Below are 25,251 nucleotides of genomic sequence, written 5' to 3'. Positions count from 1 at the left end.
CTGGTCTGCGCCGATACCGGGTGGCGGGGCGACGTCGGCGGCCGTACCGGACCTGCGGCTGGCCGGTCTCGCGGTGGCCGCCTGGCTCGCCGCCCTCGCCGGGCTGCACCTGAGCCCGTCGGCGGCGGCCGGGCTGGCCGGCGTGGCCGCCGGCCTCGCCGCGCTGGCCGCCGGGCACCTGACCGGCCGGCTCGGCCGGCCCACCACCCTCGTCCGCCGGTACGGCTGGGTCGCCGTCGCGGTGCTGCTCGGCGTGGTCTGCGGCGCGACCGCCACCGCCGCCCGGCTGGCCGTCCGGGACGCCGCCCCGATCCGGGCCCTGGTCGACGAGCGGGCCGTGGTCAGCGCCGACCTGGTCCTGCGCGACGATCCCCGCCCGGTACGGGGCGCCGCCGGTCGACCGGCGATGGTGCTCGTCGCCGCCGACCTGGTCGGCCTGACCCCACGCGACGGTCCCCGGGTGAGCGGACCGGCCCGGGTGCTGCTGCTGACGAAGGACCCGGCCTGGCGCGGCCTGCTGCCCGGCCAGCGGGTACGCGCCGAGGGTCGGCTGTCCGCGCCGCGCGGCGGTGACCTGACCGCCGCCGTGTTGACGGTGACCGGTCCACCGGTCCGGCACGGGTCCGCGCCCTGGCTCCAGCGTGCCGCCGGTGCGCTGCGTACCGGCCTGCAACGGGCCTGCGCGCCGCTGCCCGAGGACCGGGGTGGCCTGCTGCCCGGCCTGGTCGTCGGCGACACCAGCCGGCTCACACCCGCCGTGGAGGAGGACTTCCGGGCCACCGGCATGACCCACCTGAACGCCGTCTCGGGCTCGAACGTGGCGATCGTCGTCGGCGCGGTGCTGCTGGCCGCCCGCTGGGCCCGGGCCGGTCCCTGGCTGGCCGCCGGCTGCTGCGGGCTCGCCCTGGTCGGCTTCGTCGTCCTGGTCCGACCCTCGCCCAGCGTGGTGCGTGCCGCCACCATGGGCGCGATCGGGCTGGCCGCGCTCGCCGCCGGCCGTCCCCGCGCGGCCCTGCCCGCCCTCTGCGCCGCGGTGGTCGCGCTGGTGCTGGTCGACCCCGAGCTGGCCGGGGACGCCGGATTCGCCCTCTCCGTACTGGCCACCGCCGGGCTGTTGCTGCTGGCTCCCGCGTGGCGCGACGGGCTGCGGCGGCGGGGCGTACCGGCCGGGCTGGCCGAGGCGCTGGCGGTGCCGGCGGCCGCGCAGCTGACCTGTGGTCCGGTGGTCGCGGGGATCTCCGGGACGGTGAGTTTGGTCGCCGTGCCGGCGAACCTGCTGGTGGTGCCGGCCATCGCACCGGCCACCGTGCTCGGGGTGGCCGCCGCGGTCGTGTCGCCGGTCTGGCCGGCCGGCGCCGAGTTCGCCGCCTGGCTGGCCAGTTGGCCGGCGTGGTGGCTGGTGACCGTGGCGCGGCAGGGGGCCCAACTGCCGGCCGGCACCCTGCCCTGGCCGGGTGGGGTGCCGGGGCCCTGCTGCTCGCGGCGCTCACGGTGGCGCTGCTGATCGCGCTCCGCCGGCCGGTGGTCCGGCGGCTGGTCGCCGCCCTCGCCGTCGCGGTGGTGCTCGGTACGCTGCCCGTCCGGCTGCTGGCCGGTGGTTGGCCCCCGCCGGGCTGGCTGGTGGTGGCCTGCGCGGTGGGCCAGGGCGACGCCCTGGTGCTGCCGGTGGCCGGTGGCCGGGCGGTGGTGGTGGACGCCGGACCCGACCCGGCCGCCGTGGACGGCTGCCTGCGCCGGCTCGGCGTGCGGGAGGTGGCGCTGCTGGTGGTCAGCCATTTCCACGCCGACCACGTGGGCGGGATCGCCGGGGTCTTCCGGGGCCGGCGGGTGGCCGGTGTGCTCACCCCCGGTTGGGACGAGCCGGCCTTCGGATCGGCCCAGGTCCGGTCCGCCGCCGCCGCCGGCGCCGCCCCGCTCGGGACGGCGTCGGTGGGCTGGCGGTGGCGGGCCGGGGGAGTGGAGTTGCTGCTGCTCGGGCCGCCGTACCCGCTGCGGGGCAGCCGGTCGGACCCGAACAACAACTCGCTGGTGCTGGCCGCGACCGTGGCCGGGGTGCGGATCCTGCTGGCCGGTGATGCCGAGACCGAGGAACAGCGGGCCCTGCTGGATTCCGGGCCGCCCGGGGCGTTCCGGGCCGACGTGCTGAAGGTCGCCCACCACGGCTCGGCGTATCAGGATCCGGAGTTCCTGGACGCGGTCCGGCCGACGGTGGCCCTGGTGTCGGTCGGTGTGGACAACGACTATGGGCATCCCAATCCCGGTCTGCTGGCCCGACTGGGTCGCAACGGGGCGCGGGTGCTGCGTACCGACACCCAGGGGGACCTGGCGGCGGTACGGGACCGGCGCGGACTGGCGGTGGTGGTCCGCGGCACCCGGCCGGGCCGACAGCCGTGAACGGCCGAGGTTATTGCTCGCATAGAAGGGGGATCGAGATAAATGTCTGGATTTGCGCTGAGTGCGGGCTGTGCCGTCACAGTCACCGATGAGCAGGCACGACAGCGCCGCAGGCCGTGCGAATATGGGCGGCGTGACCCCCGTCAGCCTGCCTCCCATTCTGCTCGTCCTCGGCGATGAGGAGCTGCTCGCCACGCGCGCGGTGGCCGACGCCGTCGCCCGGGTACGCGCCGTCGACCCGGACGTGGACGTGCGGGAATACCAGGGCGGGACGCTGGCGGTGGGCGAGATCGCCGAGATGCTCAGCCCGTCGCTCTTCGGCGGGCGCCGGGTGCTCGTGCTCCGGGCCGGCCAGGACGCCCGCAAGGACCTGGTCGCCGCCCTGCTGGCGTACGCGAAGAACCCCGACCCCGAGGTGCAGCTCGTCGTGTTGCACCTCGGCGGCGCCAAGGGGAAGGCGTTCGCGGACGGCCTCAAGGCGGCCGGCGCGACCGTGGTGCCGGCGGCGAAGCTCAAGGGGCACCGGGAGCGGGTCGCCTTCGTCCGGGACGAGGTCCGCCGCAGCGGCGGCACCTGCACCGAGGATGCCGCCGAGGCGCTGATCGCCGCGGTCGGCACCGACCTGCGCGAGCTGGCTGCGGCCTGCTCGCAACTCGTCGCCGACACCGACGGCCGGATCGGGGCGGAGACCGTCTCCCGCTACTACCGGGGCCGGGTGGAGGTGACCGGCTTCACGGTCGCCGACGCGACGATGGTCGGCGACGTTCCCGCCGCTCTGGAGGCGCTGCGCTGGGCGCTGCACGTCGGCGTCGACCCGGTCCCGATCGCCGACGCCCTCGCCGACGGGGTCCGTACGGTGGCCCGGGTCGCGTCCGCCGGCCGAGGCAGTCCGTACCAGCTCGCCAGCAGCCTCGGCATGCCCGCCTGGAAGATCGAGCGGGCCCAGCGGCAGGGCCGGGGCTGGACGCCGGAGGGGCTGGTGCAGGCGATGCGGGTCGCCGCCGAGTGCAACGCGGCCGTCAAGGGCGGCGCGGACGACCGGGCGTACGCGCTGGAGCGGGCGGTCTTCTCGGTCGCCGCGGCCCGGGCCGGTGGCGCCCGGTGACCGGAACGCCCCGCGCGGCCTGGGCCACCGTCGCCGCCGAGGAGGAACGGCACCGTCCGCTCTACGCCCGGCTCCTCGGGCTGCGCTTCGTCAACCCGGGCGGCGTGCTCTGCTTCCTCTTCTTCGAGGGGTCGGTGGCGTTGGCCGTGCTGCTCGCCCTCGCCGAGCTGGTGAGCTGGTGGGCGGTGCTGGTGCTGCCGGTGGCGGTGGCGGTGATGGTGAAGCTCAACGACATGGTCGCCGAGCTGGTGTTCCGCACCGCCGCGCTGGTGCCGGAGCAGGAACGCGACCGGTTCCGCCGGCAGGTGGAGCCGGTGGTCGGCCGGGCCCGGGTGCCGTCCCGGGCGCTGCCCGGCATCGTGCTGGGCGCCGAACCGGTGCTGCGGTCCGCCCGCCCCGACGATCGTCCGGTCCGGTACAACGACTGGCGACCGGCCCCGTACCACGACCCGCTGCCCTGACCCGGGACGTCGATCTCCGACGTCGGTCACCCGTTGCGGTGATTCATCAATGTCGTCAAGTCGGTAGCCACCTGACCGCACCCCTGCCGCAGCCGCCCCGAGGAGCAGGCAGCTGGAGCCGCGGCCGACGGAAGAACAGCCGGCCGGGAGAACGGCGGGCGTCCGGGAAATGCAGACAGCCGGAAGCCCCGGGGTGTGCCCCGGGGCTTCCGGTCAGGTCTGTGGGCCTCCGTCAGGCCGAGAAGGAAGCGACGCGCTTGGCGATCGCCGACTTCCGGTTGGCCGCCTGGTTGGCGTGGATGACGCCCTTGCTGGCAGCCTTGTCCAGCTTCTTGGCGGCATCCCGCATCAGCACGGTGGCCTTCTCGGCGTCGCCAGCCTCGGCAGCCTCGTTGAACTTGCGGATGGCGGTCTTCAGCGACGACTTGACCGACTTGTTACGCAGCCGGCGCTTCTCGTTCTGCCGGTTGCGCTTGATCTGGGACTTGATGTTCGCCACGCGACAGCCTCGTCTTGATAGCTCGGTTTGGTCTGCTTCCGCACGACGAGCATGGTCCATCGCCGCGCGAAGAGCCAGGTTACCAGGTCCGCCGGGACGAGCCAAAACGCCTGGCGCGAGGTCGGCCCGGACGGGCCGGAACCGCTCAGCGCCAGCCCTGCCGGGCGGCCAGCCACGCCAGGGCCTGTTCGCCGCTCCACCGCTGGTGCGGGCGGATGTGCGGGGAGGCGTCGGAAGCTCCGGCGGCGGCACTGGTCAGGTAGTAACCGGCCAGCGCGGCCAGCGTCACGTCCAGGGCGTCCAGGGGTGCGCCGGCGACCGCCGGGTGGGTGGCGAAGGCGGCATCCGCGTCGAGGCCGCTGGCGTACGCGGTGATCAGCAGGCCGGCCAGGTCGAACCAGGCCGGCCCGTGGCAGAGCCAGTTCCAGTCGCAGATCCACGCCCGGCCGCCCGCGTCGACGAGCACGTTGTCCACCCGCAGGTCGCAGTGGACCAGCCCGGGGGCGGTGGCCGCGTACCGGGGGAGGCGGGACTCCAGGGCGACCAGCTCGGGCAGCCGGGCGGGCACCCAGGCCGGCAGCGGCGGCGTCGGTTCCCGGCCGGCGGCCACCCCGCCCCACCGGAGGATGTCGTCGCGGGCCAGGTCGGCGAGGTGCGGCAGCCCCAGCGCCACCAGCTCCGGGGGCGGTCCGGCGAGCGCGGCGGCCACCTCGGCATACGCGGCGAGGGTGGCGGTCAGCGCCGCCGGGTCCCAGGGCAGCGGGGGGGTCCGACCGTCGACGGCGTCGAGGCAGACCGCGTACCAGTCGGCCTCGGCGAGCGCCCAGCGCGGCCGGGGCACGGGGAGGCCGGTGGGGAGCCGGGCCAGGATCTGCGCCTCCCGGAAGTACCAGTCGGCGAGGTGCCGCTGGTCGGCCAGGGACGCGGCCTTGAGGAACACCCGGGTGCCGTCGGCGCTCTCCAGCACCCCGGCGAAGCCCCGGGTGAACCCGGCGGTGGCGACCCGGACCACCGTCGGCGGGGCGCCGAGGCGGGCGGCGACGGCGGCGCGCAGGGTGGCCGGGAGCGTGCCCCAGTCCGGGCGCAGCGCCGTCGCGTCGTACGGCACCGGGGGCAGCGAGATGTCGGCCACCGGCCCATGCTGCCGGACCGGCACCGGCCGGTGCCGCCCGACCGGCCGGTGCCGCCCGACCGGCCGGTGCCGCCCGACCGGCCGTCGGCCCGGCGAGCGGGTCGACTGTCGGTGTGCTCTGCCAGACTGGCGAGCCATGAGGACCGACGACTTCTGGCAGTTGATCGACCGCGCCCGGACCGGGGCGGGCGAACCGGGGGCGGTCGCCGCCCGGGCGGTCGCCCTGCTCGCCGAGCTGCCCCCGGAGGAGATCCTCGGGTACGCCCACCACCAGCAGCGCGTCCTCGCCGCCTCCTACACCGTCGACCTGTGGGGCGCGGCCTACCTGATCAACGGTGGCGCCTCCGACGACGGCTTCGAGTACTTCCGGGGCTGGCTGATGACCCAGGGGCGGGCCGTCCTCGCGCAGGCCGTCCGGAATCCCGACGCCCTCGCGGAGCTGCCCCAGGTCCGGGCCGCCGCGCTCAGCGGCGAGGAGTTCGAGTGCGAGGAGATGCTGTCGGTGCCCTGGGACGCGTACCGGAAGGCCACCGCGACCGATCTCCCGGCGGACCGCGACCCGGTGAAAGTGCCGGACCTCAACGACTTCTGGGACTTCGACGACGAGGAGGAAGCCCGTCGCCGGCTGCCGAAGCTCGCGGCGCTCTTCGTCGAGCCGCCGGCGGAGTGACCGGAGCCGCCGCAGGGTGACCGGGCCCCGGCGGGGGTGACCGGCCCCGCACCCCAGGAGTGATCGGACCGCGTCGCGGGCGACGTGGGAGCATAGAGGGGGCCGGCGACGCGTCGGCCCGCTCACGTCAGCCGACCAGAACGGACCGCTGTGCCACCGACGCTCGATCCCGGCGCGAACGCTCCTGGTGCCACCGACCCGGCGCGCATCAGGAACTTCGGCATCATCGCCCACATCGACCACGGAAAGTCGACGCTGGCCGACCGGATGCTGCAGCTCACCGGCGTGGTCGACCCCCGGCAGATGCGCGCGCAGTACCTCGACCGGATGGACATCGAGCGCGAGCGCGGCATCACCATCAAGAGCCAGGCCGTCCGCATGCCGTGGACCATCCGCGAGGGTGACCGGGCCGGCGAGCAGGCCGTGCTCAACATGATCGACACCCCGGGTCACGTCGACTTCACCTATGAGGTGTCCCGCTCGCTGGCCGCCTGCGAGGGCGCGATCCTGCTGGTGGACGCCGCGCAGGGGATCGAGGCGCAGACGCTGGCCAACCTCTATCTGGCGCTCGAGAACGACCTGCGCATCATTCCGGTGCTCAACAAGATCGACCTGCCCGCCGCCCAGCCGGAGAAGTACGCCGAGGAGTTGGCCCACCTGATCGGTGGCGACCCGGCGGACTGCATCAGGGTCTCCGGCAAGACCGGCGAGGGCGTGCCCCATCTGCTGGACGAGATCGTCCGGCAGTTCGTCCCGCCCACCGGCGAGGCCGGCTCTCCGGCCCGCGCGATGATCTTCGACTCGGTGTACGACGTCTACCGGGGCGTGGTCACCTACGTCCGGGTGGTCGACGGCCGGATCAGCGCCCGGGACCGGATCAAGATGATGTCCACCGGCGCGGTGCACGAACTGCTGGAGATCGGCGTCATCTCCCCGGAGATGGTGAAGGCCGACGGGCTCGGCGTCGGCGAGGTGGGCTACCTGATCACCGGCGTGAAGGACGTCCGCCAGTCCCGGGTCGGTGACACGGTCACCATCAACGGCAACCCGGCCAAGGAGGCGTTGGGCGGCTACAAGGACCCGAAGCCGATGGTCTATTCCGGCCTCTATCCGATCGACGGGTCGGACTACCCGAACCTGCGGGAGGCGCTGGACAAGCTCAAGCTCAACGACGCCGCGCTCGACTACGAGCCGGAGACGTCCGGGGCGCTCGGCTTCGGCTTCCGCTGCGGCTTCCTCGGCCTGCTGCACCTGGAGATCATCCGGGAGCGGCTGGAGCGGGAGTACAACCTCGACCTGATTTCCACCGCGCCGAACGTGGTCTACCGGGCCATCACCGAGGACGGCCAGGAGATCGTGGTGACCAACCCGAGCGAGTACCCGACCGGCAAGATCGCCGAGGTGTACGAGCCGGTCGTGCGGGCCACCGTGCTCACCCCGAACGACTACGTCGGCGCGGTGATGGAGCTGTGCCAGGGCCGCCGGGGCAGCCTGCTCGGCATGGACTACCTCTCCGCGGACCGGGTGGAGCTGCGCTACACGCTGCCCCTCGCGGAGATCATCTTCGACTTCTTCGACCAGTTGAAGAGTCGTACCAAGGGCTACGCCTCGCTGGACTACGAGCCCTCCGGCGAGCAGGCGTCCGAACTGGTGAAGGTGGACATCCTGCTGCACGGCGAGCCGGTGGACGCGTTCAGCGCCATCGTGCACAAGGACAAGGCGTACAACTACGGGGTCACCATCGCGGCCAAGCTGCGCAACCTGATCCCGCGCCAGCAGTTCGAGGTGCCGATCCAGGCGGCCATCGGCAGCCGGGTGATCGCCCGGGAGACCATCCGGGCGATCCGCAAGGACGTGCTCGCCAAGTGCTACGGCGGTGACATCAGCCGGAAGCGCAAGCTGCTGGAGAAGCAGAAGGAAGGCAAGAAGCGGATGAAGATGGTGGGCCGGGTGGAGGTCCCCCAGGAGGCCTTCATCGCCGCGCTCTCCTCCGACTCCGGCGACGGCAAGGCCGCCGGCAAGAAGTGACCGCCGCCGGGTGATCCCGGCCGAGGGCGCCCCGCCCGGAGCGGACCGACCGGTCCGCACCGGCGGGGCGCCGGCTTTTTCCTCGCGTACGCGGAGAATTTTTTCTTGGCTCGGCGGCCCTGCCCCGGGCGTGGCCGGAATGCTCTCCACCTGCTGTTTTCGCGCGACAGGGTCAATCGACGCGGTGGCCGGGCATCGACATCCGGGACCGTCCCGGGCGTCGAGTCGGTTTGGATTTTCGGCGCGTCGGGAACTCAGCGGTCACGACAGCAACCACACAGATCGTGTGAAAACATCTGAGGAGGAGGAGCGACCGTGGAGCTCACCGTCTGGGGCATCATCACCGCGCTCATCGTTGGTCTCATCGTCGGCGCTCTGGGTCGCCTGGTCGTGCCGGGCCGCCAGAACATGCCGATGTGGCTGCACATGCTGATCGGCGTCGGCGCCGCTCTGCTCGGCACCATCGTCGCCCGTGCGTCCGGCTTCGCCGACACCGCCGGCATCGACTGGCGGGAGCTGCTCCTGCAGGTCCTCTTCGCCGCCATCGCCGTGGCCCTGGTGGCCGGTGTGGGTCGCCGCCGGAGCGTCACGCACCACTGACGCACCCTGAACCGCTGACGCGGGCGTCCGACCTCCACGGTCGGGCGCCCGTTTCGCGTTCCGCCCCGGGCCCGTCGTCGGTCCCGGGGCGATTGCCGTCCTCCGCGGCGCCTCGGGAGGCTGGGAGGCGGTGGGCGACATCGATGCCCGCGCTGGCACGGGATTCGAGTGGTTCGATGCCGTGCGGGTGGTGCGGGGCTCCCGTGGGAGCGATGACAGTGCTGGTCACAGACTTGTTGCGTAGTTCGTCACCGGAGTCGGTTTGGATTTTCTGCGGGTCGGGAACTTAGCGGTCACGACAGCAACCACACAGATCGTGTGAAAACATCTGAGGAGGAGGAGCGACCGTGGAGCTCACCGTCTGGGGCATCATCACCGCGCTCATCGTTGGTCTCATCGTCGGCGCTCTGGGCCGTTTGGTCGTGCCGGGCCGCCAGAACATGCCGATGTGGCTGCACATGCTGATCGGCGTCGGCGCCGCTCTGCTCGGCACCATCGTCGCCCGTGCGTCCGGCTTCGCCGACACCGCCGGCATCGACTGGCGGGAGCTGCTCCTGCAGGTCCTCTTCGCCGCCATCGCCGTGGCCCTGGTGGCCGGTGTGGGTCGCCGCCGGAGCGTCTCGCGCTACTGACGCACCCCTGAACCACCGACGCGGGCGTCCGACCTCCACGGTCGGGCGCCCGCGTCGTTTCGTGCTGCCCGAAACGCCCTCGGTCGGCCGGTAAAGCACCCTTGCCCGCGCCCCTGGCGGCTGCGATACGGTCGCCTCGCCCGGTCGTCGCCGCCTCCCCCTGTCGTAAAGGAATTTTTCCTACTAAGGTGCGGCGGAGAAGGTTAGTGCCAAACGGCCCGAGGGAGATATGGCGTGAACAGGTGGAAGCGGCTGGCTCCGGTCACCGCCATCGTGGCCTCGGCCGCGATGGTGCTCGCCGGTTGCGGTGGCTCCGGTGATGACGACAAGGCCGCCGACAACAGCAAGTTGACGGTCTGGATGATGGGCGAGGGGGGTGACGCCCAGACGAAGTTCCTCGACGGTGTCGAGACCGAGTTCAAGAAGAAGCACCCGGAGACCGACGTGGTCGTCCAGTACATCCCCTGGCTCGAGGCGCCGAAGAAGTTCCAGGCGGCGCTCGCCGGCGGTGAGGGACCGGACGTGACCGAACTGGGCAACACCGAGACCCAGGGCTGGGCGGCGCAGGAGGCGCTCGCCGACGTGACCGACAAGTTCAAGGGCTGGTCCGAGGGGAAGGACATCCTCCCCGGCCTGGTGCAGAACGCCCAGCTCGACGGCAAGCAGTACGGCGTCCCGTGGTACGCCGGCGTGCGGGCCATCTACTACCGCACCGACTGGTTCGCCGAGGCCGGCGTGAAGCCGCCGACGACCTGGGACGAGCTGGTCACCGCCGCGAAGACCGTCCAGGCCAAGAAGCCCGGCACCTACGGCATCGCCCTGCCCGGCAACTCCGAGCTGCCGTTCTACTCCTTCCTCTGGGGTGCCGGCGCGGAGATCGCCACCAAGGACGGCGACACCTGGAAGTCCGGCTACAACACGCCGGAGGCCCAGAAGGCCGTCAAGTTCTGGACCGATCTGGTGACCGTGCACAAGGTCGCCCCGCCGGCCGCCGCCGGCTGGAACGAGGTCGACGCCCGGACCCAGTTCGCCACCGGTAAGGCCGCGATGGCCTTCGCCGGCAGCTGGCAGGGCGGCGCGATGAAGAAGGACAACCCGGACATCGAGAAGGTGTGGGGCACGTTCCCCATCCCCGGTCCGGACGGCAAGCCGGCGCCCGCCTTCGCCGGCGGCTCCGACATCGCGCTCTGGAAGGACAGCAAGCGGCAGGACCTGGCCTGGGACTACCTGACCGTGCTGCTGAGCAAGCAGAAGGACCAGGAGTTCGCCAGCAGCCTGAACTTCTTCCCGGTCTACCAGGACCTGGTCAGCGGCGGGAACTACGCCAACGACAAGGTGATGGCCGCCTTCGCGACCAGCATGCAGAACACCAAGCTGACGCCGCTGACCCCGAAGTGGGTCGAGGTGAGCCGGACCAAGACGGTGACCCAGGCGATGAACAGCTCGGTGATCAAGGGGCAGAAGACGGTCGAGAAGGCCACCGCCGACGCGGCCACCGAGATGGAAAGCATCCTCAACGCCAAGTGAGTGTCCTGACCGAGAGCACCGGGACGGCCGCCGCGCGGGAGACCCCCGCGCGGCGGCGGCCCCGCGTCGACCGCCTCCCGTACCTGCTCCTGCTGCCCTGCCTGGTGATCATCGGGGTGCTGCTGCTGTGGCCCCTCGGCGAAGTCGTCGGCATGTCGTTCTTCAAGCTCAACAGCGTCCGCCAGCTGCGCGGCGACCGCGAGTGGCCCTGGGTGGGCCTGGACAACTACGCCCAGATCCTCGGTGACCCGTTCTTCCGTACGGTGCTGCGCAACACCGTGCTCTTCGCCGCGGCCAACGTGGTGCTGACGATGATCCTGGGCACCCTGGTCGGGCTGCTGCTCAACCGGCTCGGCAAGCGGATGGCCACCTTCGTCGCCAGCTGCGTCATGCTGGCCTGGGCCACCCCGGCGCTGACCGGCACCATCGTCTGGAAGTGGATCTTCGACGACACCAGTGGGCTGGTCACCTGGTTGTTCAACAAGCTGCCCGACGGCCTCTCCACCAGCCTCTTCGGGCGCAGCGACTGGACCGGCTACGGCTGGTTCAACGACCCGCTGCTGTTCTTCTCCATCCTCACCCTGGTGGTGGTCTGGCACTCGTTCCCGTTCATCGCCGTCAGTGTGCTGGCCGGGCTGAAGAGCGTACCGAGCGAGTTGCAGGAGGCGGCCCGGGTCGACGGCGCCGGCCCGTGGCGGGTCTTCTGGTCGGTCACCTTCCCGATGCTGCGGCCGGTCTTCGGCATCCTGGTGGTGCTCTCCACCATCTGGGACTTCAAGGTCTTCACCCAGCAGTTCGTCCTGGCCGGCGGCACCCAGGACCGCTCGACCTTCATGCTCTCCATCTACTCGTACGCGGAGGCGTTCTCGCCGCCGCCCAAGTACGGCCTGGGCGCGTCGATCGCGGTCATCCTGACCCTGATCCTGCTCGTCGTGACCGGTGTCTACGTCCGCATGGTGCTGCGGCAGGAGGACGAGTCGTGAAGAAGTTCGCCCTCAACGGCGCGGGCCTGCTGGTCGCGCTCTTCGCGGCCTTCCCGGTCTACTGGATGGTCGCGACCTCGCTGAAGCCCAACCGGGAGATCTTCTCCAGCACGCCGCGTCCGGTGCCGGCCCAGCCGACCCTGGAGCACTACCGGGAGATCCTGACCGGCAACCTGATCCCGGGCGTGACGTTCGTCGACTTCTTCCTCAACAGCGTCCTGGTGGCGGTGTCGACGGTGCTGCTCAGCGGCCTGGTGGCGCTGCTCGCCGCGACGGCGGTGGCCCGCTTCCGGTTCCGGCTGCGGACCACGTTCCTGATCCTGCTGCTGGTGGTGCAGATGATCCCGCTGGAGGCGCTGGTCATCCCGCTCTTCCTGATGATCCAGCGGCTCGGGCTCTACAACACCCTGCCCAGCCTGATCCTGACGTACCTCGGTTTCTCGCTGCCGTTCGCGGTGTGGATGCTGCGCGGCTTCGTCGCGGCGGTGCCGAAGGAGCTGGAGGAGGCGGCGGCGATCGACGGCGCGAGCCGGGCGCAGACCTTCCGCCGGATCCTCTTCCCGCTGGTCGCGCCCGGTCTGGTCGCCACCAGCATCTTCTCCTTCATCACCGCCTGGAACGAGCTGATCTTCGCGTTGACCTTCGTCAACGACCAGAGCCGCTACACCCTGCCGGTGGCGATGACGTTCTTCTTCGGCCGGGACGACACGGCCTGGGGCTCGGTGATGGCGGCGTCCACCCTCTTCACCCTCCCGGTGATCGTCTTCTTCCTGCTGGTCCAGCGCCGGATGGTCTCCGGGCTGGTCGCGGGCGCGGTCAAGGGCTGACCGGGCCTGACGGGGGCCGCCGGCCGCCCGTCAGGCCCCGGGCGGGACCAGGGTCGCGCCGGCCCGGGCGACGATCTCCTGGAGCGCGGCGACGTGGCCGTCGAACGCGCCGCGTCCGTGCCGGCTCAACCGCACCGAGGTGCGCGCCCGCTTGCCGACGAAGCCCTTGCGCACCTCGACGTAACCGGCCTGCTCCAGGACGCTGAGCTGCTTGGACAGCGCCGAGTCGGAGAGCCCGAGCTCGTCGCGCAGATAACGGAACTCGGCCCATTCGGTGGCGGCGAGCAGGCCCACCAGCGACAGCCGGGTGGGCGCGTGGATCAGCTCGTCGAACCGGGGAGCGGTCACCGGCCGCTGCCGATCGGCCGGGCGGTCATCACGCCGCGAAGGTAGCGCATCAGCCGGGGCCCGGTCAGCGCCATGGTGATCCCGGTGATCGTGGCGCCGGTGGTCGCCGGCCAGGGGACGTTGAGCGCCGCGGCGGCGAAGCCGGTGACCAGGCCGAGCCCGACCAGGGCGAACACGAAGCCGACGATGGTGACGGCGCCGCGCGCGCCGAGCAGCGACGTGCGTACCTGCGCGCGGTGCCGCCGCACCACCACGGCGATCAGCGCGCCGAGGGCGGCGGCGTATCCGACGGAGCCGACGGCGACCACCCACGGGCGGTGCGTCTCGACGGCGGCGGTGAAGGCGACCATGAGGGCGCCGACGGCCGCCCAGTACCAGCGGGGCACCAGGGCGGCGGTGACCGCCTGGTCGCGGCGGACGTGGAGTTCGGTGAGCGCCGCCGCGGCGGCGGCGGGAGAGACGGCCGGCTCGGGCATGACAGCCTCCTTGAGGGCGGGACGAGTACTTGCCTGATTGGAAAGTAAACGCCTCACTTTCCGATCGGGCAAGTACTTTCCGGGGGCGAATTCCGGTTGGCTCGCCGACTAGGCTGAGCGGCATGGCGGGGAGACTGGTGACGGTGAACGTCGGTGCGGTGACCGAGGCGGCGTGGGCGGGCGACGCGAGCGGCCGCAGCGGCATCGACAAGCGACCGGTCGACGGCCCGGTGCTGCTGCGGCCCGACGGGGTGGCCGGCGACTTCATCGGCGAGCGGGCCCACCACGGCGCCGCCGACCAGGCCGTCTACGCCTATGCCGAGGAGGACGCCGGCTGGTGGGCGGCCGAACTCGGCCGCGAGATCCGACCGGGTGCCTTCGGGGAGAACCTCACCACCTACGCGGTCGACGTCACCGGAGCGGTGATCGGCGAGCAGTGGGCGGTCGGCTCGGCTCTGCTCCAGGTCACCAAGCCGCGCAGTCCGTGCACCACGTTCGCCGGCTTCTGGGGGGTGCCGGACCTGATCAAGCGGTTCACCGTCCGGGCCGCGCCCGGGGCCTACCTGCGGGTGCTGCGGGCCGGCGAGGTCACCGCGGGCGACCCGGTCGAGGTGGTGGAGCGCCCCGCGCACGGGGTGACCATCGGCGAGGTGTTCCGGGCGACGACCCTGGAGCCGGACCTGCTGCCCCGGCTGCTCGACGCCCCCGGCCTGCCGGACCGGATCCGGGAGAAGGCCCGCCGTCGGCTCGCCCACCCTGGCCCGGCGGCGACCGCCGGCTAGACGTCGGCGAAGACCTCGGCCAGGACCTGCCCGGTGCCGGCCCGATCGTCGCCGCGCGCCTTCGCCCAGGTGCCCTGCCGGGCGGTCCACTCCAGGTCACCGAAGCGCACCCGCTTCACCCCGTGGTCGCCGGCGTGCGAGACCAGCCAGTGGGCGTACCGCCAGCCGTTGCGGGCGTCCGACGCCGGCACGGCCAGCCCGGTCGGGTCGGCCGCCGCCTCGGGCAGCCCCCAGTCCAGGGTGAGACCGCGGGTCAGCGCGGCGGCGGCCGCCGCGCCACGCATCGTCGGCGTCGGGCCCACCGTGCAGGCCACCGCGCCGGTCGCGTCGCCGAGCAGGGCCCGGGTGAGCACCTGCGACTCGTCGGCCCACTTCTGGTACGCCTCCGGGTAGGCCGACCGCTGCACCCGCTGCGCGGCCTCGGTGACCCGCATCCCCTGCCAGCCCTTGACCTTCTTCAGCGCGGCATAGAACCGGGCCGCCGCGTAGCGCGGGTCCTGGATCTGCTCGGCGGTGCCCCAGCCCTGGCTCGGCCGCTGCTGGAACAGCCCCACCGAGTCCCGGTCGCCGTGGCCGATGTTCTTCAGGTGCGATTCCTGGTAGGCGGTGGCCAGCGCCACGACCACGGCCTGCTCGGGCATCCCGCGTTGCATGCCGATCGCCGCGATGGTGGCCGCGTTGGCCATCTGGTCCGCGCCGAGCACCACCCGGCCGTCGGCCTGCACCGTGCAGGTGCGGCTGGCCAGGGGCAGGGTGAGGTGCGGCCCGAGCTGCCGGACCACGAACCAGATCCCGAGGAGGGCGACGACCGCCACCGCCACGCCGGCTGCCACGACTGCCCGACTTCGCACCCGCACCCCCTGTTCGACCGTCCGCCAAGAGTACGTCCCCCGACACACCGTCCGGGTCGTCCGACCGGCCCCCTCCCGCAGTGTCACCGACCCGCTGCGGACCGCGCCCCGACCCGCCCACCTCGCGCCCGCCCGGCCGCCGACCCTCCTACCTCCCACCCGGCCGACCGCCGACGCTCCTACCCCGCACTCTCTCCTCGACCACCATCGAGAGCGGCCACCCATCGAGTCAATCGCTTCTCGCGGAAGGCCAGGACGCCCTCGCGGCCCTCGTCGGAGAGGAAGTACCCGGTGGAGAGCGTTGCCAACTCGGCGATCTCCGCGCGCAGGTCGGTGGTGGCCGGCCGGCGCAGCAACTCCTTCGCGCCGGTCAGCGCACCCGGCGCGCCGCGTACCAGGGAGTCGCAGTAGCGGGCCACGGCGGCGTCCAGCCCGTCGGCCGGCACCGCCGCGGTGACCAGGCCGATCTCGGCGGCCCGCCGGCCGTCGAAGGTGTCGCCGGTCAGATAGAGCTCGGCGGCGGCCCGTGGGTGCAGCCGGGGCAGCACGGTCGCCGAGATGACCGCCGGGATCACGCCGATCCGGACCTCGGTGAACGCGAACGTCGCCTCCTGCGCGCAGACCGCCAGGTCCGCCGCCGCGATCAGGCCCAGCCCGCCGGCCCGGGCCGGCCCGGCCACCTTCGCCAGCACCGGCTTCGGGCACTCCCACACCGCCGCCAGGACGTCGCCGAGCATGCCGGCCGGCACGGTCCCGCTGGCGTACGCGGCGGCGGTCTCCTTGAGGTCGGCACCGGAGCAGAAGACCGGGCCGGTGTGGTCCAGCACGACCGCCCGGACGGTGTCGTCGGCGACCGCGGCGGCCAGCCCGGCCAGCAGCTCGGTCATCAGCGGCGTGGAGAGCGCGTTGCGGTTGTGCGGGCTGTCCAGGGTGAGGGTGGTCACCCCACGGGCCGTGGCGACCCGCACGAGAGCGTCCGGAGAGGTCATGCCGGGCACACTAGTGGCCATGCCCGGCGTCCTTCCAGATGGCGAGACCGTCCCCGTCGACGGTGCGCTGCCCGCCACCGCCCTGACCTCGGTCGGCGCGCGCGGTTTCGGCGTGTACGTGCACGTGCCGTTCTGCGCCAGCCGCTGCGGCTACTGCGACTTCAACACCTACACCTCGGCCGAGCTGGGCGGCGGCGCCGACCGCGAGTCGTACGCCGACACGGTGCTGGCCGAGCTGGCGCTGGCCGGTCGGGTGCTCGGCGACACCCCGCCGCGGCGGGTGGACACCGTCTTCGTCGGCGGCGGCACGCCGACCCTGCTGTCCGCCGACGACCTGGCCCGCATCCTGGACGGGATCGACCGCACCTGGGGGCTGGCCGCCGACGCCGAGGTGACCACCGAGGCCAACCCCGAGTCGGTCACGCCCGAGTCGCTTCGGACGCTGCGGGCGGCCGGCTACACCCGGATCTCGCTGGGCATGCAGTCCGCCGCGCCCGGGGTGCTGGCGGTGCTCGACCGCCGGCACCGCCCCGGCCGGGCCGCCGAGGCCGCCCGGGAAGCCCGGGAGGCCGGCTTCGACCACGTCAACCTGGACCTGATCTACGGCACGCCGGGGGAGAGCGCCGACGACTTCGCCGCCTCGCTCGCGCAGGTGGTGGCGGCGGGCGTGGACCACGTCAGCGCGTACGCCCTGATCGTGGAGGACGGCACCCGGCTCGCGGCGCGGATGCGGCGCGGCGAGCTGCCGTACCCCTCCGACGACGTGGCGGCGGACCGTTACCTGGCCGCGGAGGCCGCCCTCGACGCGGCCGGCTTCTCCTGGTACGAGGTGTCCAACTGGGCCCGCTCCGAGGCGGCCCGGTGCCGGCACAACCTGCTCTACTGGACCGGTGCCGACTGGTGGGGCCTCGGGCCGGGGGCGCACAGCCACGTCGGCGGGGTCCGCTGGTGGAACGTCAAGCACCCCACCGCGTACGCGAAGCGCCTGGCGGCGGGGGAGTCACCCGGCCTGGCCCGGGAACTGCTCACGCCCGACGAGGCGCACATGGAGGACGTGATGCTGCGGCTGCGGCTCGCGTCGGGGCTGCCGCTGGCGGTGCTGGACGACGCGGGCCGGGCGGCTGCGGCCCGTGCCCTGGCCGACGGCCTGCTGGCCGCGCCGGACCACGCGGCGGGGCGGGCGGTGCTCACCCTGCGCGGGCGGTTGCTGGCCGACGCGGTGGTCCGCGACCTGCTGGCCTGACCGCCCGGGGACCCGGCCGACCCCGTGGGCCGGCCGGGCCGGTGTCACTTGATGAAGTTCGCGGACATCGGGTAGCGGTAGGGCTGACCCTCGTTGGCCTTCATGCCGGCGATGATCCCGAACAGGATCTGGATCACCACGACCGCGATGCTGGGCAGGAAGAGCAGGCACCAGCTCACGAAGAGCAGCACGAACGCGATGATCGACCAGAGGATCTGGAAGTTCAGCGCGGCCAGGGCGTGCGCCCGGACGGTCGGCGACTGCTGACCACGGGCCAGGTAGGCGATGAGCGGGGCGACGAAGCCCAGCGGGCCGAAGCTGATCAGCGCGCCGGCGGCACCGCCGAAGTGCGCGACCAGGGCCCAGGTCTTGTCGTCGTTGTTGGCGTAGCCGCCGGTGGGGGCGCCGTACGCGCCGCCGGTCGGGTAGCCGGCGTTCGGCGGCGGGTAGCCGCCCGGCGGGGGGTAGCCGCCCGACGGCGGCTGACCGCCGGTGGGCGGCGGATAGCCACCGGGCGGGGGATACCCGGCGCCGCCCGGTGCCCCGGACAGTGGTGCGGTGGGTGGCTCCGACGAGCCGTACGGCGCGGTCGGGTCCGGCTGGGCGCCGGGGTCCCCCGCTCCGGGCGGGCGAGGTGGTTCAGTCATGGACGCCACGGTAGGGGCCGGTGGCAAGCAGGCGCCAGAGCGACACCGCCCGGGATGTCCGGCTGATCGGCTCTGGTGTGTCGACGTCGGGGGTGCCGCACCGGAGGTCCGTCGCTGATCATCGCGTCGGCGGGGGCACCGACGTAGACTGGCACTCGCTACAGTCGAGTGCCAGGAGTGCGCCAGGAGGTGGGAGATGGGTCTCGACGACCGCAAGCTCGCCGTGCTGCGCGCGATCGTCGAGGACTACGTCGCCACCCAGGAACCGGTGGGGAGCAGGGCCCTCGTCGAGCGCCACCAGCTCGGCGTCTCCCCGGCGACGGTGCGCAACGACATGGCGGTGCTGGAGGAGGAGGGCTACATCCGGCAGCCGCACACCAGTGCCGGCCGGGTGCCCACCGACCGGGGTTACCGGCTCTTCGTCGACCGGCTGTCCCGGGTCAAGCCGCTCAGCCCGGCCGAACGCCGCGCCATCGAACGCTTCCTGGTCGGCGCGGTCGACCTGGACGACGTGGTGCACCGCACGGTCCGGCTGCTGGCCCAGCTCACCCGCCAGGTCGCCGTCGTGCAGTACCCGTCGCTGGCCCGTTCCTCGGTGCGTCACCTGGAGCTGGTGCCGATCTCCACCACCCGGCTGATGCTGGTCATGATCGCGGACACCGGGCGGGTCGAGCAGCGGCTGGTCGAGCTGCCCGCGCCGATCCCCGCCGACGACGTCACCGACCTGCGCCGGCTGGTCAACGAGAAGCTGGTCGGCAGCCGCCTGTCGGAGACCCCGCCGCTGGTCCAGGCGCTGGTCGACGAGGCCGTGCCGCACCTGCGCGGGGCGATGACCACGCTGTCGACCGTGCTGCTGGAGACCCTCGTCGAGCGGCACGAGGAGCGCATCGCGCTGGCCGGCACCGCCAACCTCACCCGGGGTGGACTGCTCGACTTCCAGGGCTCGCTGCGCCCCATCCTGGAGGCGCTGGAGGAGGAGGTGGTGATGCTCAAGCTGATCGGCGAGGCGGAGTCCACCACCACCCGGGTGCTGATCGGCGACGAGAACGAGATCGACAACCTGCGGGCCGCCTCGGTGGTCAGCACCGGGTACGGCCCGGGCTCGACCGCCCTCGGCGGCCTGGGTGTGCTGGGTCCCACCCGGATGGACTACCCCGGCACGATCGCCACGGTGAGGGCCGTGGCACGCTACGTGGGCGAGCTGCTGGCCCAGAACTGACCAGTCAGGGCCGACGGCCGGCTCCGGCCGACGACCGGTGCAACGCGAGACGAACATGAGGACACGGAACGCAGTGGCCAGGGACTACTACGGCATTCTCGGTGTGAACCGGGAGGCCTCCGACGACGAGATCAAGCGCGCCTACCGCAAGCTGGCGCGGCAGTTCCACCCGGACGTCAATCCGGACCCGGAGGCACAGGAGAAGTTCAAGGACATCAACGCGGCGTACGAGGTCCTCTCGGACGACCGGAAGCGGCAGATCGTCGACCTGGGTGGCGACCCGCTCGCCCCGGGCGGCGGCGGTGCCGGCGGCCCCGGGGGACCGGGCGGCGCGGGACCCTTCGTCGGTTTCCAGGACATCATGGACGCCTTCTTCGGCGGGGCGGCCGGCGGTGCCCGGGGGCCCCGTCCACGGACCCGGCCGGGCGCGGACGCGATCCTGCGGCTGGAGCTGGACCTGCACGAGACCGCGTTCGGCGTCGAGGCGCCGATCACCGTCGACACCGCGGTGCTCTGCACCACCTGCTCCGGCGCCGGCACCGCGGCCGGCACCCACCTGGCCACCTGCGAGGCGTGCGGCGGCCGGGGCGAGGTGCAGTCGGTGCAGCGGACCTTCCTCGGCCAGGTGGTCTCCGCCCGGCCCTGCACGGTCTGCCAGGGCTACGGCACCACCATCCCGCACCCCTGCCCGACCTGCGCCGGTGACGGCCGGGTGCGGACCCGCCGCTCGCTGACCGTCAAGATCCCGGCCGGGGTCGAGGACGGCATGCGGATCCGGCTGGCCCAGCAGGGTGAGGTGGGCCCGGGCGGCGGCACGGCCGGCGACCTCTACGTGGAGATCCACGAGCGGCCGCACGACGTCTACTCCCGCAAGGGCGACGACCTGCACTGCCGGGTCACCGTGCCGATGACCGCCGCCGCGCTCGGCACCCGGCTGACCATCAAGACCCTCGACAGCGAGGAGACGGTCGACGTCAAGGCCGGCACCCAGCCGGGCAGCACGCTGCGGCTGCGCGCCCGGGGCGTACCGCACCTGCGCGGCACCGGCCGGGGTGACCTCTATGTCCACCTGGACGTGCGGACCCCGACGAAGCTCGACGCCGACCAGGAGAAGATGCTGCGCGACTTCGCCAAGACCCGGGGCGAGGAGGTCGCCGAGCTGACCAAGCAGGGTGGCTTCTTCTCCCGGATGCGCGACGCCTTCAACGGGCACCCCTGAGGTGTCGGCGCCGCTGTTCCTGGTCGAGGCGCTGCCCACCGGTGACACGCTGACCCTGGACGGTCCCGAGGGGCACCACGCCGCCGACGTGCAGCGGCTGCGCGTCGGCGAGGAGCTGCTCCTCGCCGACGGGCGGGGTGGCACGGCCGCCGCCGTGGTCACCGCCGCCGGCAAGGGCACCCTCGACGTCCGGCTCACCTCTCGGGGGTACGTCGACGCGTCCGTCCCGCGGCTCGTGGTGGTGCAGGGCATCGCCAAGGGTGACCGGGGCGAGCTGGCCGTGCAGGCGATGACCGAGGTCGGCGTGGACGAGATCGTGCCCTGGGCGGCGTCCCGCTCGGTGGCGCAGTGGCGCGGTGAGCGGGGCGTACGGGCCCGGGAGAAGTGGGCCGCCACCGCCCGGGAGGCGGCCAAGCAGGCCCGCCGGGCGTGGCTGCCGGTGGTGGCCGGTGCGCCCGACGAGTCCACCCGCACCGTGGTCCGGCGGATCGCCGGGGCCGCCACCGCGTTCGTGCTGCACGAGGAGGCCGAGGAGCGGCTGACCACCGCCGAGCTGCCCGCGACGGGGGAGATCGTCCTGGTGGTCGGCCCCGAGGGCGGGATCGCGCCGGCCGAGCTTGCCGCCTTCCGGGAGGCCGGTGCCCGCCCCGTCCGGCTGGGCCCGTCGGTGCTGCGTACCTCCACGGCCGGCGTCGCCGCCCTGAGCGTCCTCTCCGCCCGCCTCGACCGCTGGTAGCCCGCGGGGTCCGTCGTCTCCGGGCCCCTCGCCGGCGTGCCCGGAGCCGCCGGCGGAAGCGTGCCCCTGCGGCGTCAGCTGCGCAGGTAGGAGGCGCCGTTGAGGTCGACGATGGTGCCCGAGGCCCACTCGGCCTCGGGGCTGGCCAGCCAGTGCACGGCGGCGGCGATCTCCGCCGGGCGGGCCACCCGGTTGAAGGGGCTCTGGGCGCGGATCGCGTCGCCCCGCTCGCCGGCCAGGTGGGTGGTGGTCATGTCGGTCTCGACGAAGCCGGGGGCGACCGTGGCCACCGCGATGCCGTACGGGGCCAGGGCCAGGGCCAGCGACTGACCGAGCGCGTTCAGCCCCGCCTTGCTCGCCCCGTACGCGGGCTGCTCCGGCTCGCCCCGGAAGGCACCCCGCGAGGAGACGTTGACGATCCGGCCGCCCCGCTCGCGCATGTGCTGGGCGGCGCACCAGGTGACGTTGGCGGCGCCGGTGAGGTTGGTCTCCAGCACCAGCCGCCACTGCTCGCGCCACTGCTCGTAGGTGTTGCCGAAGACCGGGTGCGGCAGCTCCCGGGGGCCGTAGACACCGGCGTTGTTGACCAGCACGTCCAGCCCGCCGAGGCGCTCGGCGGCCTCGTCCACCATCGCCCGGACGGCGTCCGGGTCGGCGAGGTCGGCGCGGACCACCACGTGCCCGTCGCCGGGCAGGTCGGCGCGTACCCGTTCGGCCAGCTCGGCGGAGTCGCGGTGGTGCACCGCCACGCGGTCCCCGCCCGCCGCGAACACCCTCGCCACCGCGCTGCCGATGCCGCGCGAGGCCCCCGTCACCAGTACCGCCCGTCCCGCCATGGCCGCCATCCTGCCGCAGCCCGGCACGGCGTTAACAAGGGCCCCTTACTATGCAGAAGGCGTTAACAGGGGGCCCTTCCTTACACTGCCCGGATGGGAACCGACTGCCTGTTCTGCCGGATCGTCGCGGGAGAGATCCCGGCCACCGTCGTGCGGGAGACCGCCACGACCCTCGCCTTCCGGGACATCGACCCCAAGGCGCCCACCCACGTGCTGGTCATCCCGAAGGAGCACTACGCCGACGTGGCGACCCTCGCCCAGGGCGATCCCGGCCTGGCCGGCGAGGTGCTCGCCACCGCCGCCCTCGTGGCCGAGGAGGAGGGGCTGACCGTCGACGGGTTCCGGCTGATGTTCAACACCGGCCCGTACGGCGGCCAGGAGGTCTTCCACGTGCACGCGCACCTGCTCGGCGGCGCGCCGCTCGGCCCGATGCTCTGCCGCTGACGCGGCCCTAGACTGCCCTCATGATCACGGTGCACGACCGGCTCGGCCGGATGGTGGCGCAGGCCCAGGCGCAGGGCCGGATCCCGGCGGTCTCGGCCGCCCTGCACCGGGCCGACCGGCCGCTCTGGACCTGCACGGTGGGCGGGACCGGCAACGACACCCCGCTGGGGCCGGAGACCGTCTTCCGGATCGGCTCGGTCACCAAGACCTTCACCTCGGTGCTGGTGCTCCAGTGCCGCGACGAGGGCCTGCTCGACCTGGACGACCCGATCGGGCGGCACCTGGACCTGCCGGCGCACGGCGAGCTGACCGTACGCCGGCTGTTGTCGCACACCGCGGGCCTGCAGCGGGAGCCGCACGGCGACGTCTGGGACACCCTGCGCGCCCCCGGCGTGGACCAGCTCCTCGCCGACCTGCACCGGGTCGAGCGGGTGCTGCCCACCGGGCGGCGCTACCACTACTCCAACCTCGGCATGGCGCTCCTCGGCGAGCTGGTCGCCCGGCTGCGCGGCGGCACCTGGGCGGAGGTGCTCGCCGAGCGGGTGCTCGCCCCGCTCGGGCTGACCGCGACCTCGCCGACGCCGGGACAGCGGGCGGCGACCGGGTTCCTGGTGGACGCGTACTCGGACGAGGCCCGGCCGGAACCGCCGACCGACTTCGGGGCGGTGGCCCCCGCCGCGCAGCTCTGGAGCACCGCGACCGACATGGCCCGCTGGGCGGCCTTCCTGGCCGACCCGGCCGCGCTGGACCCGACCGGCGCGGTGCTCGCCCCGGCCACCCTCGACGAGATGCGCTGGCCGCTGACCACCACCGACGAGACGCTCTGGGCGGCCGGCTTCGGGCTCGGCCTGATCCTGGTGCCGCAGGGGCAGCGGGTGGTGCACGTCGGGCACGACGGGGCGATGCCCGGGTTCCTGGCCGCCGTCTACGGCCGGCGGGGTGGGGACGGCACCGCCGGTGCGATGGGCTGCGCGGTGCTCGGCTCCGCCGGCACCGGCGTGGAGGTCTTCGACCTGCCGCACCGGCTGCTCGCCGCCGCGACCGAGCACGACCCGGCCGACATCGCGCCGTGGCGGCCGGGCGAGCCGGCCCCCGACCACCTGCGGGGCGTGCTGGGCCGGTGGTGGGGCGAGGGCTTCGAGTACGTCTTCTCCTGGCACGACGGGACCCTGCGGGCCCGGGGCGCGGACGATCCGGCGGGTCGCCCCCCGGCGGTCTTCGCCCCGCTGCCGGACCGGCCGGACGTGTTCCGCACGGTGGCCGGGCGGGAGGTCGGCGAGCTGCTCCGGCTGACCCGCGACGAGCGTGGCGTGGTGGTCCGGATGCACTGGGCCACCTACCGCTTCACCCGCGCCCAGGAGACCTTCGACGGCTACGACTTCCGCACCGGTAGTTGATCTCCGAGCCGGGGAAATGGGCGAGGTGCGCCCGGTGTTGACCGGATAGCATGGGCGTAACGTCCGTCCGCCGCGCCAGCAGGGCCCGGCGCCGAGATCGAGAGCAGGTGGCGCAGGGCCCGACGGGCCCGAACTATGACCGGCACCCCACCTCCCGGCCCGCCCCGGGTGCAGACCAGGATCACGGTCCCCGACGCGAAGATCATGGTGAACCTGCTCGGCGCGGGCGACGAGATCCTGCGACTCGTCGAACGTTCGGTCAACAGTGACGTCCACGTGCGCGGCAACGAGATCACCATCACCGGCGCCCCCGCGGACAACGCCCTCGCCGAGCGTCTCTTCAGTGAGCTGCTCGAACTGATCGAGAAAGGCGAGACCCTGACCACTGACGCCGTCCGGCGTACCGTCGGCATGCTCGAGCAGGGCACCGCCGAGCGGCCCGCCGAGGTCCTGACGCTCAACATCCTCTCCCGGCGCGGCCGCACCATCCGCCCCAAGACCCTCGGGCAGAAGAAGTACGTCGACGCGATCGACGCGCACACCATCGTCTTCGGCATCGGCCCCGCCGGTACGGGCAAGACCTACCTGGCCATGGCGAAGGCCGTCCAGGCGCTCCAGGCCAAGCAGGTCAACCGGATCATCCTGACCCGGCCGGCGGTCGAGGCGGGGGAGCGGCTGGGCTTCCTGCCCGGCACGCTCAACGAGAAGATCGACCCCTACCTGCGCCCGCTCTACGACGCGCTGCACGACATGCTCGACCCGGAGTCCATCCCGAAGCTGATGGCCGCCGGCACGATCGAGGTCGCCCCGCTGGCATACATGAGGGGCAGAACCCTTAACGACGCGTTCATCATCCTGGACGAGGCGCAGAACACGACGCCCGAGCAGATGAAGATGTTCCTCACCCGGCTCGGCTTCAACTCCAAGATCGTGGTGACCGGCGACATCACCCAGGTGGACCTTCCCGGCGGGACGACCAGCGGGCTGCGGGTGGTCCGGGAGATCCTGGCAGGCGTCGAAGACGTGCACTTCGCCCAGCTCTCCAGCTCCGACGTGGTCCGCCACAAGCTGGTGGGGGAGATCGTCGACGCGTACGCCCGCTGGGACGCCGAGCGGGAGAACCAGCAGGCGCAGAGCGTGCACGCCGTGCCCGGGCGGACCGCCCAGGGCGGCCGGGCCGGCCGGCGCCGCTAACTTACCAGAGGA

General features: G+C 73.1%; 25 protein-coding genes and 1 pseudogene. 18 read left to right on the top strand and 8 right to left on the bottom strand.

The features are described from left to right. The first annotated feature begins 13 nt into the window (after positions 1-13). The 3 genes and pseudogenes from MRQ36_RS06200 (at position 14) to MRQ36_RS06190 (ending at position 3,960) form a co-directional block, all read left to right on the top strand. Positions 14-2,394, top strand: a pseudogene (locus MRQ36_RS06200) (ComEC/Rec2 family competence protein). Positions 2,395-2,518: 124 nt separating this feature from the next. Beyond that, the gene (holA, locus tag MRQ36_RS06195) at positions 2,519-3,499 is read left to right on the top strand and encodes a DNA polymerase III subunit delta (protein ID WP_242793692.1); all 981 of its coding nucleotides are present in this window, start codon (positions 2,519-2,521) and stop codon (positions 3,497-3,499) included. Continuing rightward, positions 3,496-3,960, top strand: coding sequence for a hypothetical protein (locus MRQ36_RS06190; RefSeq protein ID WP_242793686.1), 465 nt, complete (start codon positions 3,496-3,498; stop codon positions 3,958-3,960). The genes holA and MRQ36_RS06190 overlap by 4 nt, the downstream gene beginning before the upstream one ends. Positions 3,961-4,192: 232 nt before the next feature. On the opposite strand, the gene rpsT is transcribed toward MRQ36_RS06190, so the two are convergent. Both rpsT and MRQ36_RS06180 read right to left on the bottom strand, forming a co-directional pair. Beyond that, complete coding sequence (gene rpsT, locus MRQ36_RS06185) at positions 4,193-4,459, bottom strand: 30S ribosomal protein S20 (RefSeq protein WP_242793685.1); 267 nt, start codon at positions 4,457-4,459, stop codon at positions 4,193-4,195. A gap of 145 nt (positions 4,460-4,604) precedes the next feature. Beyond that, positions 4,605-5,729, bottom strand: coding sequence for a phosphotransferase (locus MRQ36_RS06180; protein ID WP_374249908.1), 1,125 nt, complete (start codon positions 5,727-5,729; stop codon positions 4,605-4,607). Between MRQ36_RS06180 and MRQ36_RS06175 the strand changes: the two genes are divergently transcribed. From MRQ36_RS06175 to MRQ36_RS06145, 7 genes are all read left to right on the top strand, one after another. Further along, positions 5,728-6,261 (top strand): DUF4240 domain-containing protein, encoded by a 534-nt coding sequence (locus MRQ36_RS06175; RefSeq protein WP_242793682.1) that lies wholly within the window; start codon positions 5,728-5,730, stop codon positions 6,259-6,261. The genes MRQ36_RS06180 and MRQ36_RS06175 overlap by 2 nt on opposite strands. Positions 6,262-6,411: 150 nt before the next feature. Further along, positions 6,412-8,289, top strand: a complete 1,878-nt coding sequence (gene lepA, locus MRQ36_RS06170) for a translation elongation factor 4 (protein WP_242793679.1) — start codon at positions 6,412-6,414, stop codon at positions 8,287-8,289. 472 nt (positions 8,290-8,761) lie between these two features. Beyond that, on the top strand, positions 8,762-8,899 hold the full coding sequence (locus MRQ36_RS34345; RefSeq protein ID WP_374249907.1) for an MYXO-CTERM sorting domain-containing protein: 138 nt from the start codon (positions 8,762-8,764) through the stop codon (positions 8,897-8,899). A 337-nt stretch (positions 8,900-9,236) separates the two neighbouring features. Continuing rightward, the gene (locus MRQ36_RS06160; protein ID WP_089013026.1) at positions 9,237-9,521 is read left to right on the top strand and encodes a GlsB/YeaQ/YmgE family stress response membrane protein; all 285 of its coding nucleotides are present in this window, start codon (positions 9,237-9,239) and stop codon (positions 9,519-9,521) included. A 234-nt stretch (positions 9,522-9,755) separates the two neighbouring features. Next, positions 9,756-11,048, top strand: coding sequence for a sugar ABC transporter substrate-binding protein (locus MRQ36_RS06155; protein WP_242793675.1), 1,293 nt, complete (start codon positions 9,756-9,758; stop codon positions 11,046-11,048). After that, the gene (locus tag MRQ36_RS06150; protein WP_242793673.1) at positions 11,045-12,031 is read left to right on the top strand and encodes a carbohydrate ABC transporter permease; all 987 of its coding nucleotides are present in this window, start codon (positions 11,045-11,047) and stop codon (positions 12,029-12,031) included. The genes MRQ36_RS06155 and MRQ36_RS06150 overlap by 4 nt, the downstream gene beginning before the upstream one ends. Then, positions 12,028-12,858: a carbohydrate ABC transporter permease gene (locus tag MRQ36_RS06145; protein ID WP_242793671.1), complete on the top strand. Its 831-nt coding sequence runs from the start codon at positions 12,028-12,030 to the stop codon at positions 12,856-12,858. Before MRQ36_RS06150 ends, MRQ36_RS06145 begins: the two co-directional genes overlap by 4 nt. A gap of 30 nt (positions 12,859-12,888) precedes the next feature. Here MRQ36_RS06145 and MRQ36_RS06140 read toward each other — a convergent pair whose 3' ends face one another. Together MRQ36_RS06140 and MRQ36_RS06135 are read right to left on the bottom strand one after the other, a co-directional pair. Further along, on the bottom strand, positions 12,889-13,206 hold the full coding sequence (locus MRQ36_RS06140) for a transcriptional regulator (protein ID WP_242793669.1): 318 nt from the start codon (positions 13,204-13,206) through the stop codon (positions 12,889-12,891). Then, positions 13,203-13,682 (bottom strand): hypothetical protein, encoded by a 480-nt coding sequence (locus MRQ36_RS06135; protein WP_242793667.1) that lies wholly within the window; start codon positions 13,680-13,682, stop codon positions 13,203-13,205. The genes MRQ36_RS06140 and MRQ36_RS06135 overlap by 4 nt, the downstream gene beginning before the upstream one ends. Positions 13,683-13,804: 122 nt before the next feature. Here MRQ36_RS06135 and MRQ36_RS06130 point away from each other — a divergent pair, with 122 nt between their 5' ends. After that, entirely contained in the window at positions 13,805-14,464 is a 660-nt protein-coding gene (locus tag MRQ36_RS06130; protein ID WP_242793665.1) for an MOSC domain-containing protein, read from the top strand. Here the strand turns inward: MRQ36_RS06130 and MRQ36_RS06125 are convergent. Together MRQ36_RS06125 and MRQ36_RS06120 are read right to left on the bottom strand one after the other, a co-directional pair. After that, positions 14,461-15,321 (bottom strand): hypothetical protein, encoded by an 861-nt coding sequence (locus tag MRQ36_RS06125; protein WP_242793663.1) that lies wholly within the window; start codon positions 15,319-15,321, stop codon positions 14,461-14,463. The two genes, MRQ36_RS06130 and MRQ36_RS06125, sit on opposite strands and share 4 nt — an antisense overlap. A gap of 173 nt (positions 15,322-15,494) precedes the next feature. Next, entirely contained in the window at positions 15,495-16,304 is an 810-nt protein-coding gene (locus MRQ36_RS06120; RefSeq protein WP_242793661.1) for an enoyl-CoA hydratase-related protein, read from the bottom strand. 19 nt (positions 16,305-16,323) lie between these two features. On the opposite strand from MRQ36_RS06120, the gene hemW reads away from it, so the two are divergent. After that, positions 16,324-17,547 (top strand): radical SAM family heme chaperone HemW, encoded by a 1,224-nt coding sequence (hemW, locus tag MRQ36_RS06115; protein WP_242793659.1) that lies wholly within the window; start codon positions 16,324-16,326, stop codon positions 17,545-17,547. A gap of 44 nt (positions 17,548-17,591) precedes the next feature. On the opposite strand, the gene MRQ36_RS06110 is transcribed toward hemW, so the two are convergent. Continuing rightward, positions 17,592-18,194 (bottom strand): DUF4870 domain-containing protein, encoded by a 603-nt coding sequence (locus MRQ36_RS06110; protein WP_242793657.1) that lies wholly within the window; start codon positions 18,192-18,194, stop codon positions 17,592-17,594. Between the two features lie 196 nt (positions 18,195-18,390). Here MRQ36_RS06110 and hrcA point away from each other — a divergent pair, with 196 nt between their 5' ends. The 3 genes from hrcA (at position 18,391) to MRQ36_RS06095 (ending at position 21,368) form a co-directional block, all read left to right on the top strand. Beyond that, a complete protein-coding gene (gene hrcA, locus MRQ36_RS06105; protein WP_242793655.1) occupies positions 18,391-19,413 on the top strand; it encodes a heat-inducible transcriptional repressor HrcA in 1,023 nt (340 codons plus the stop codon). Between the two features lie 73 nt (positions 19,414-19,486). Beyond that, positions 19,487-20,632, top strand: a complete 1,146-nt coding sequence (gene dnaJ / locus MRQ36_RS06100; protein WP_242800869.1) for a molecular chaperone DnaJ — start codon at positions 19,487-19,489, stop codon at positions 20,630-20,632. 1 nt (position 20,633) lies between these two features. Further along, positions 20,634-21,368 (top strand): 16S rRNA (uracil(1498)-N(3))-methyltransferase, encoded by a 735-nt coding sequence (locus MRQ36_RS06095; RefSeq protein WP_242793653.1) that lies wholly within the window; start codon positions 20,634-20,636, stop codon positions 21,366-21,368. A gap of 74 nt (positions 21,369-21,442) precedes the next feature. Here the strand turns inward: MRQ36_RS06095 and MRQ36_RS06090 are convergent, their stop codons facing one another. Then, the gene (locus MRQ36_RS06090) at positions 21,443-22,204 is read right to left on the bottom strand and encodes an SDR family NAD(P)-dependent oxidoreductase (protein ID WP_242793651.1); all 762 of its coding nucleotides are present in this window, start codon (positions 22,202-22,204) and stop codon (positions 21,443-21,445) included. A gap of 93 nt (positions 22,205-22,297) precedes the next feature. Here MRQ36_RS06090 and MRQ36_RS06085 point away from each other — a divergent pair, with 93 nt between their 5' ends. The 3 genes from MRQ36_RS06085 to MRQ36_RS06075 all read left to right on the top strand — a co-directional run bounded on the left by MRQ36_RS06085 (position 22,298) and on the right by MRQ36_RS06075 (position 25,239). Next, positions 22,298-22,648 carry a histidine triad nucleotide-binding protein gene (locus MRQ36_RS06085; RefSeq protein ID WP_242793649.1) on the top strand — a complete coding sequence of 117 codons (351 nt, stop codon included), beginning with the start codon at positions 22,298-22,300 and terminating at the stop codon, positions 22,646-22,648. A gap of 20 nt (positions 22,649-22,668) precedes the next feature. Then, complete coding sequence (locus MRQ36_RS06080) at positions 22,669-24,045, top strand: serine hydrolase (RefSeq protein ID WP_242793647.1); 1,377 nt, start codon at positions 22,669-22,671, stop codon at positions 24,043-24,045. 135 nt (positions 24,046-24,180) lie between these two features. Beyond that, positions 24,181-25,239 carry a PhoH family protein gene (locus tag MRQ36_RS06075; protein WP_242793645.1) on the top strand — a complete coding sequence of 353 codons (1,059 nt, stop codon included), beginning with the start codon at positions 24,181-24,183 and terminating at the stop codon, positions 25,237-25,239. Positions 25,240-25,251: the final 12 nt, after the last annotated feature.

The organism is Micromonospora sp. R77, from assembly GCF_022747945.1.
Taxonomy (GTDB): domain Bacteria; phylum Actinomycetota; class Actinomycetes; order Mycobacteriales; family Micromonosporaceae; genus Micromonospora.
The sequence above is the reverse complement of the archived record's forward strand: the minus strand, read 5'-3'. Positions and strand labels throughout refer to the sequence as shown.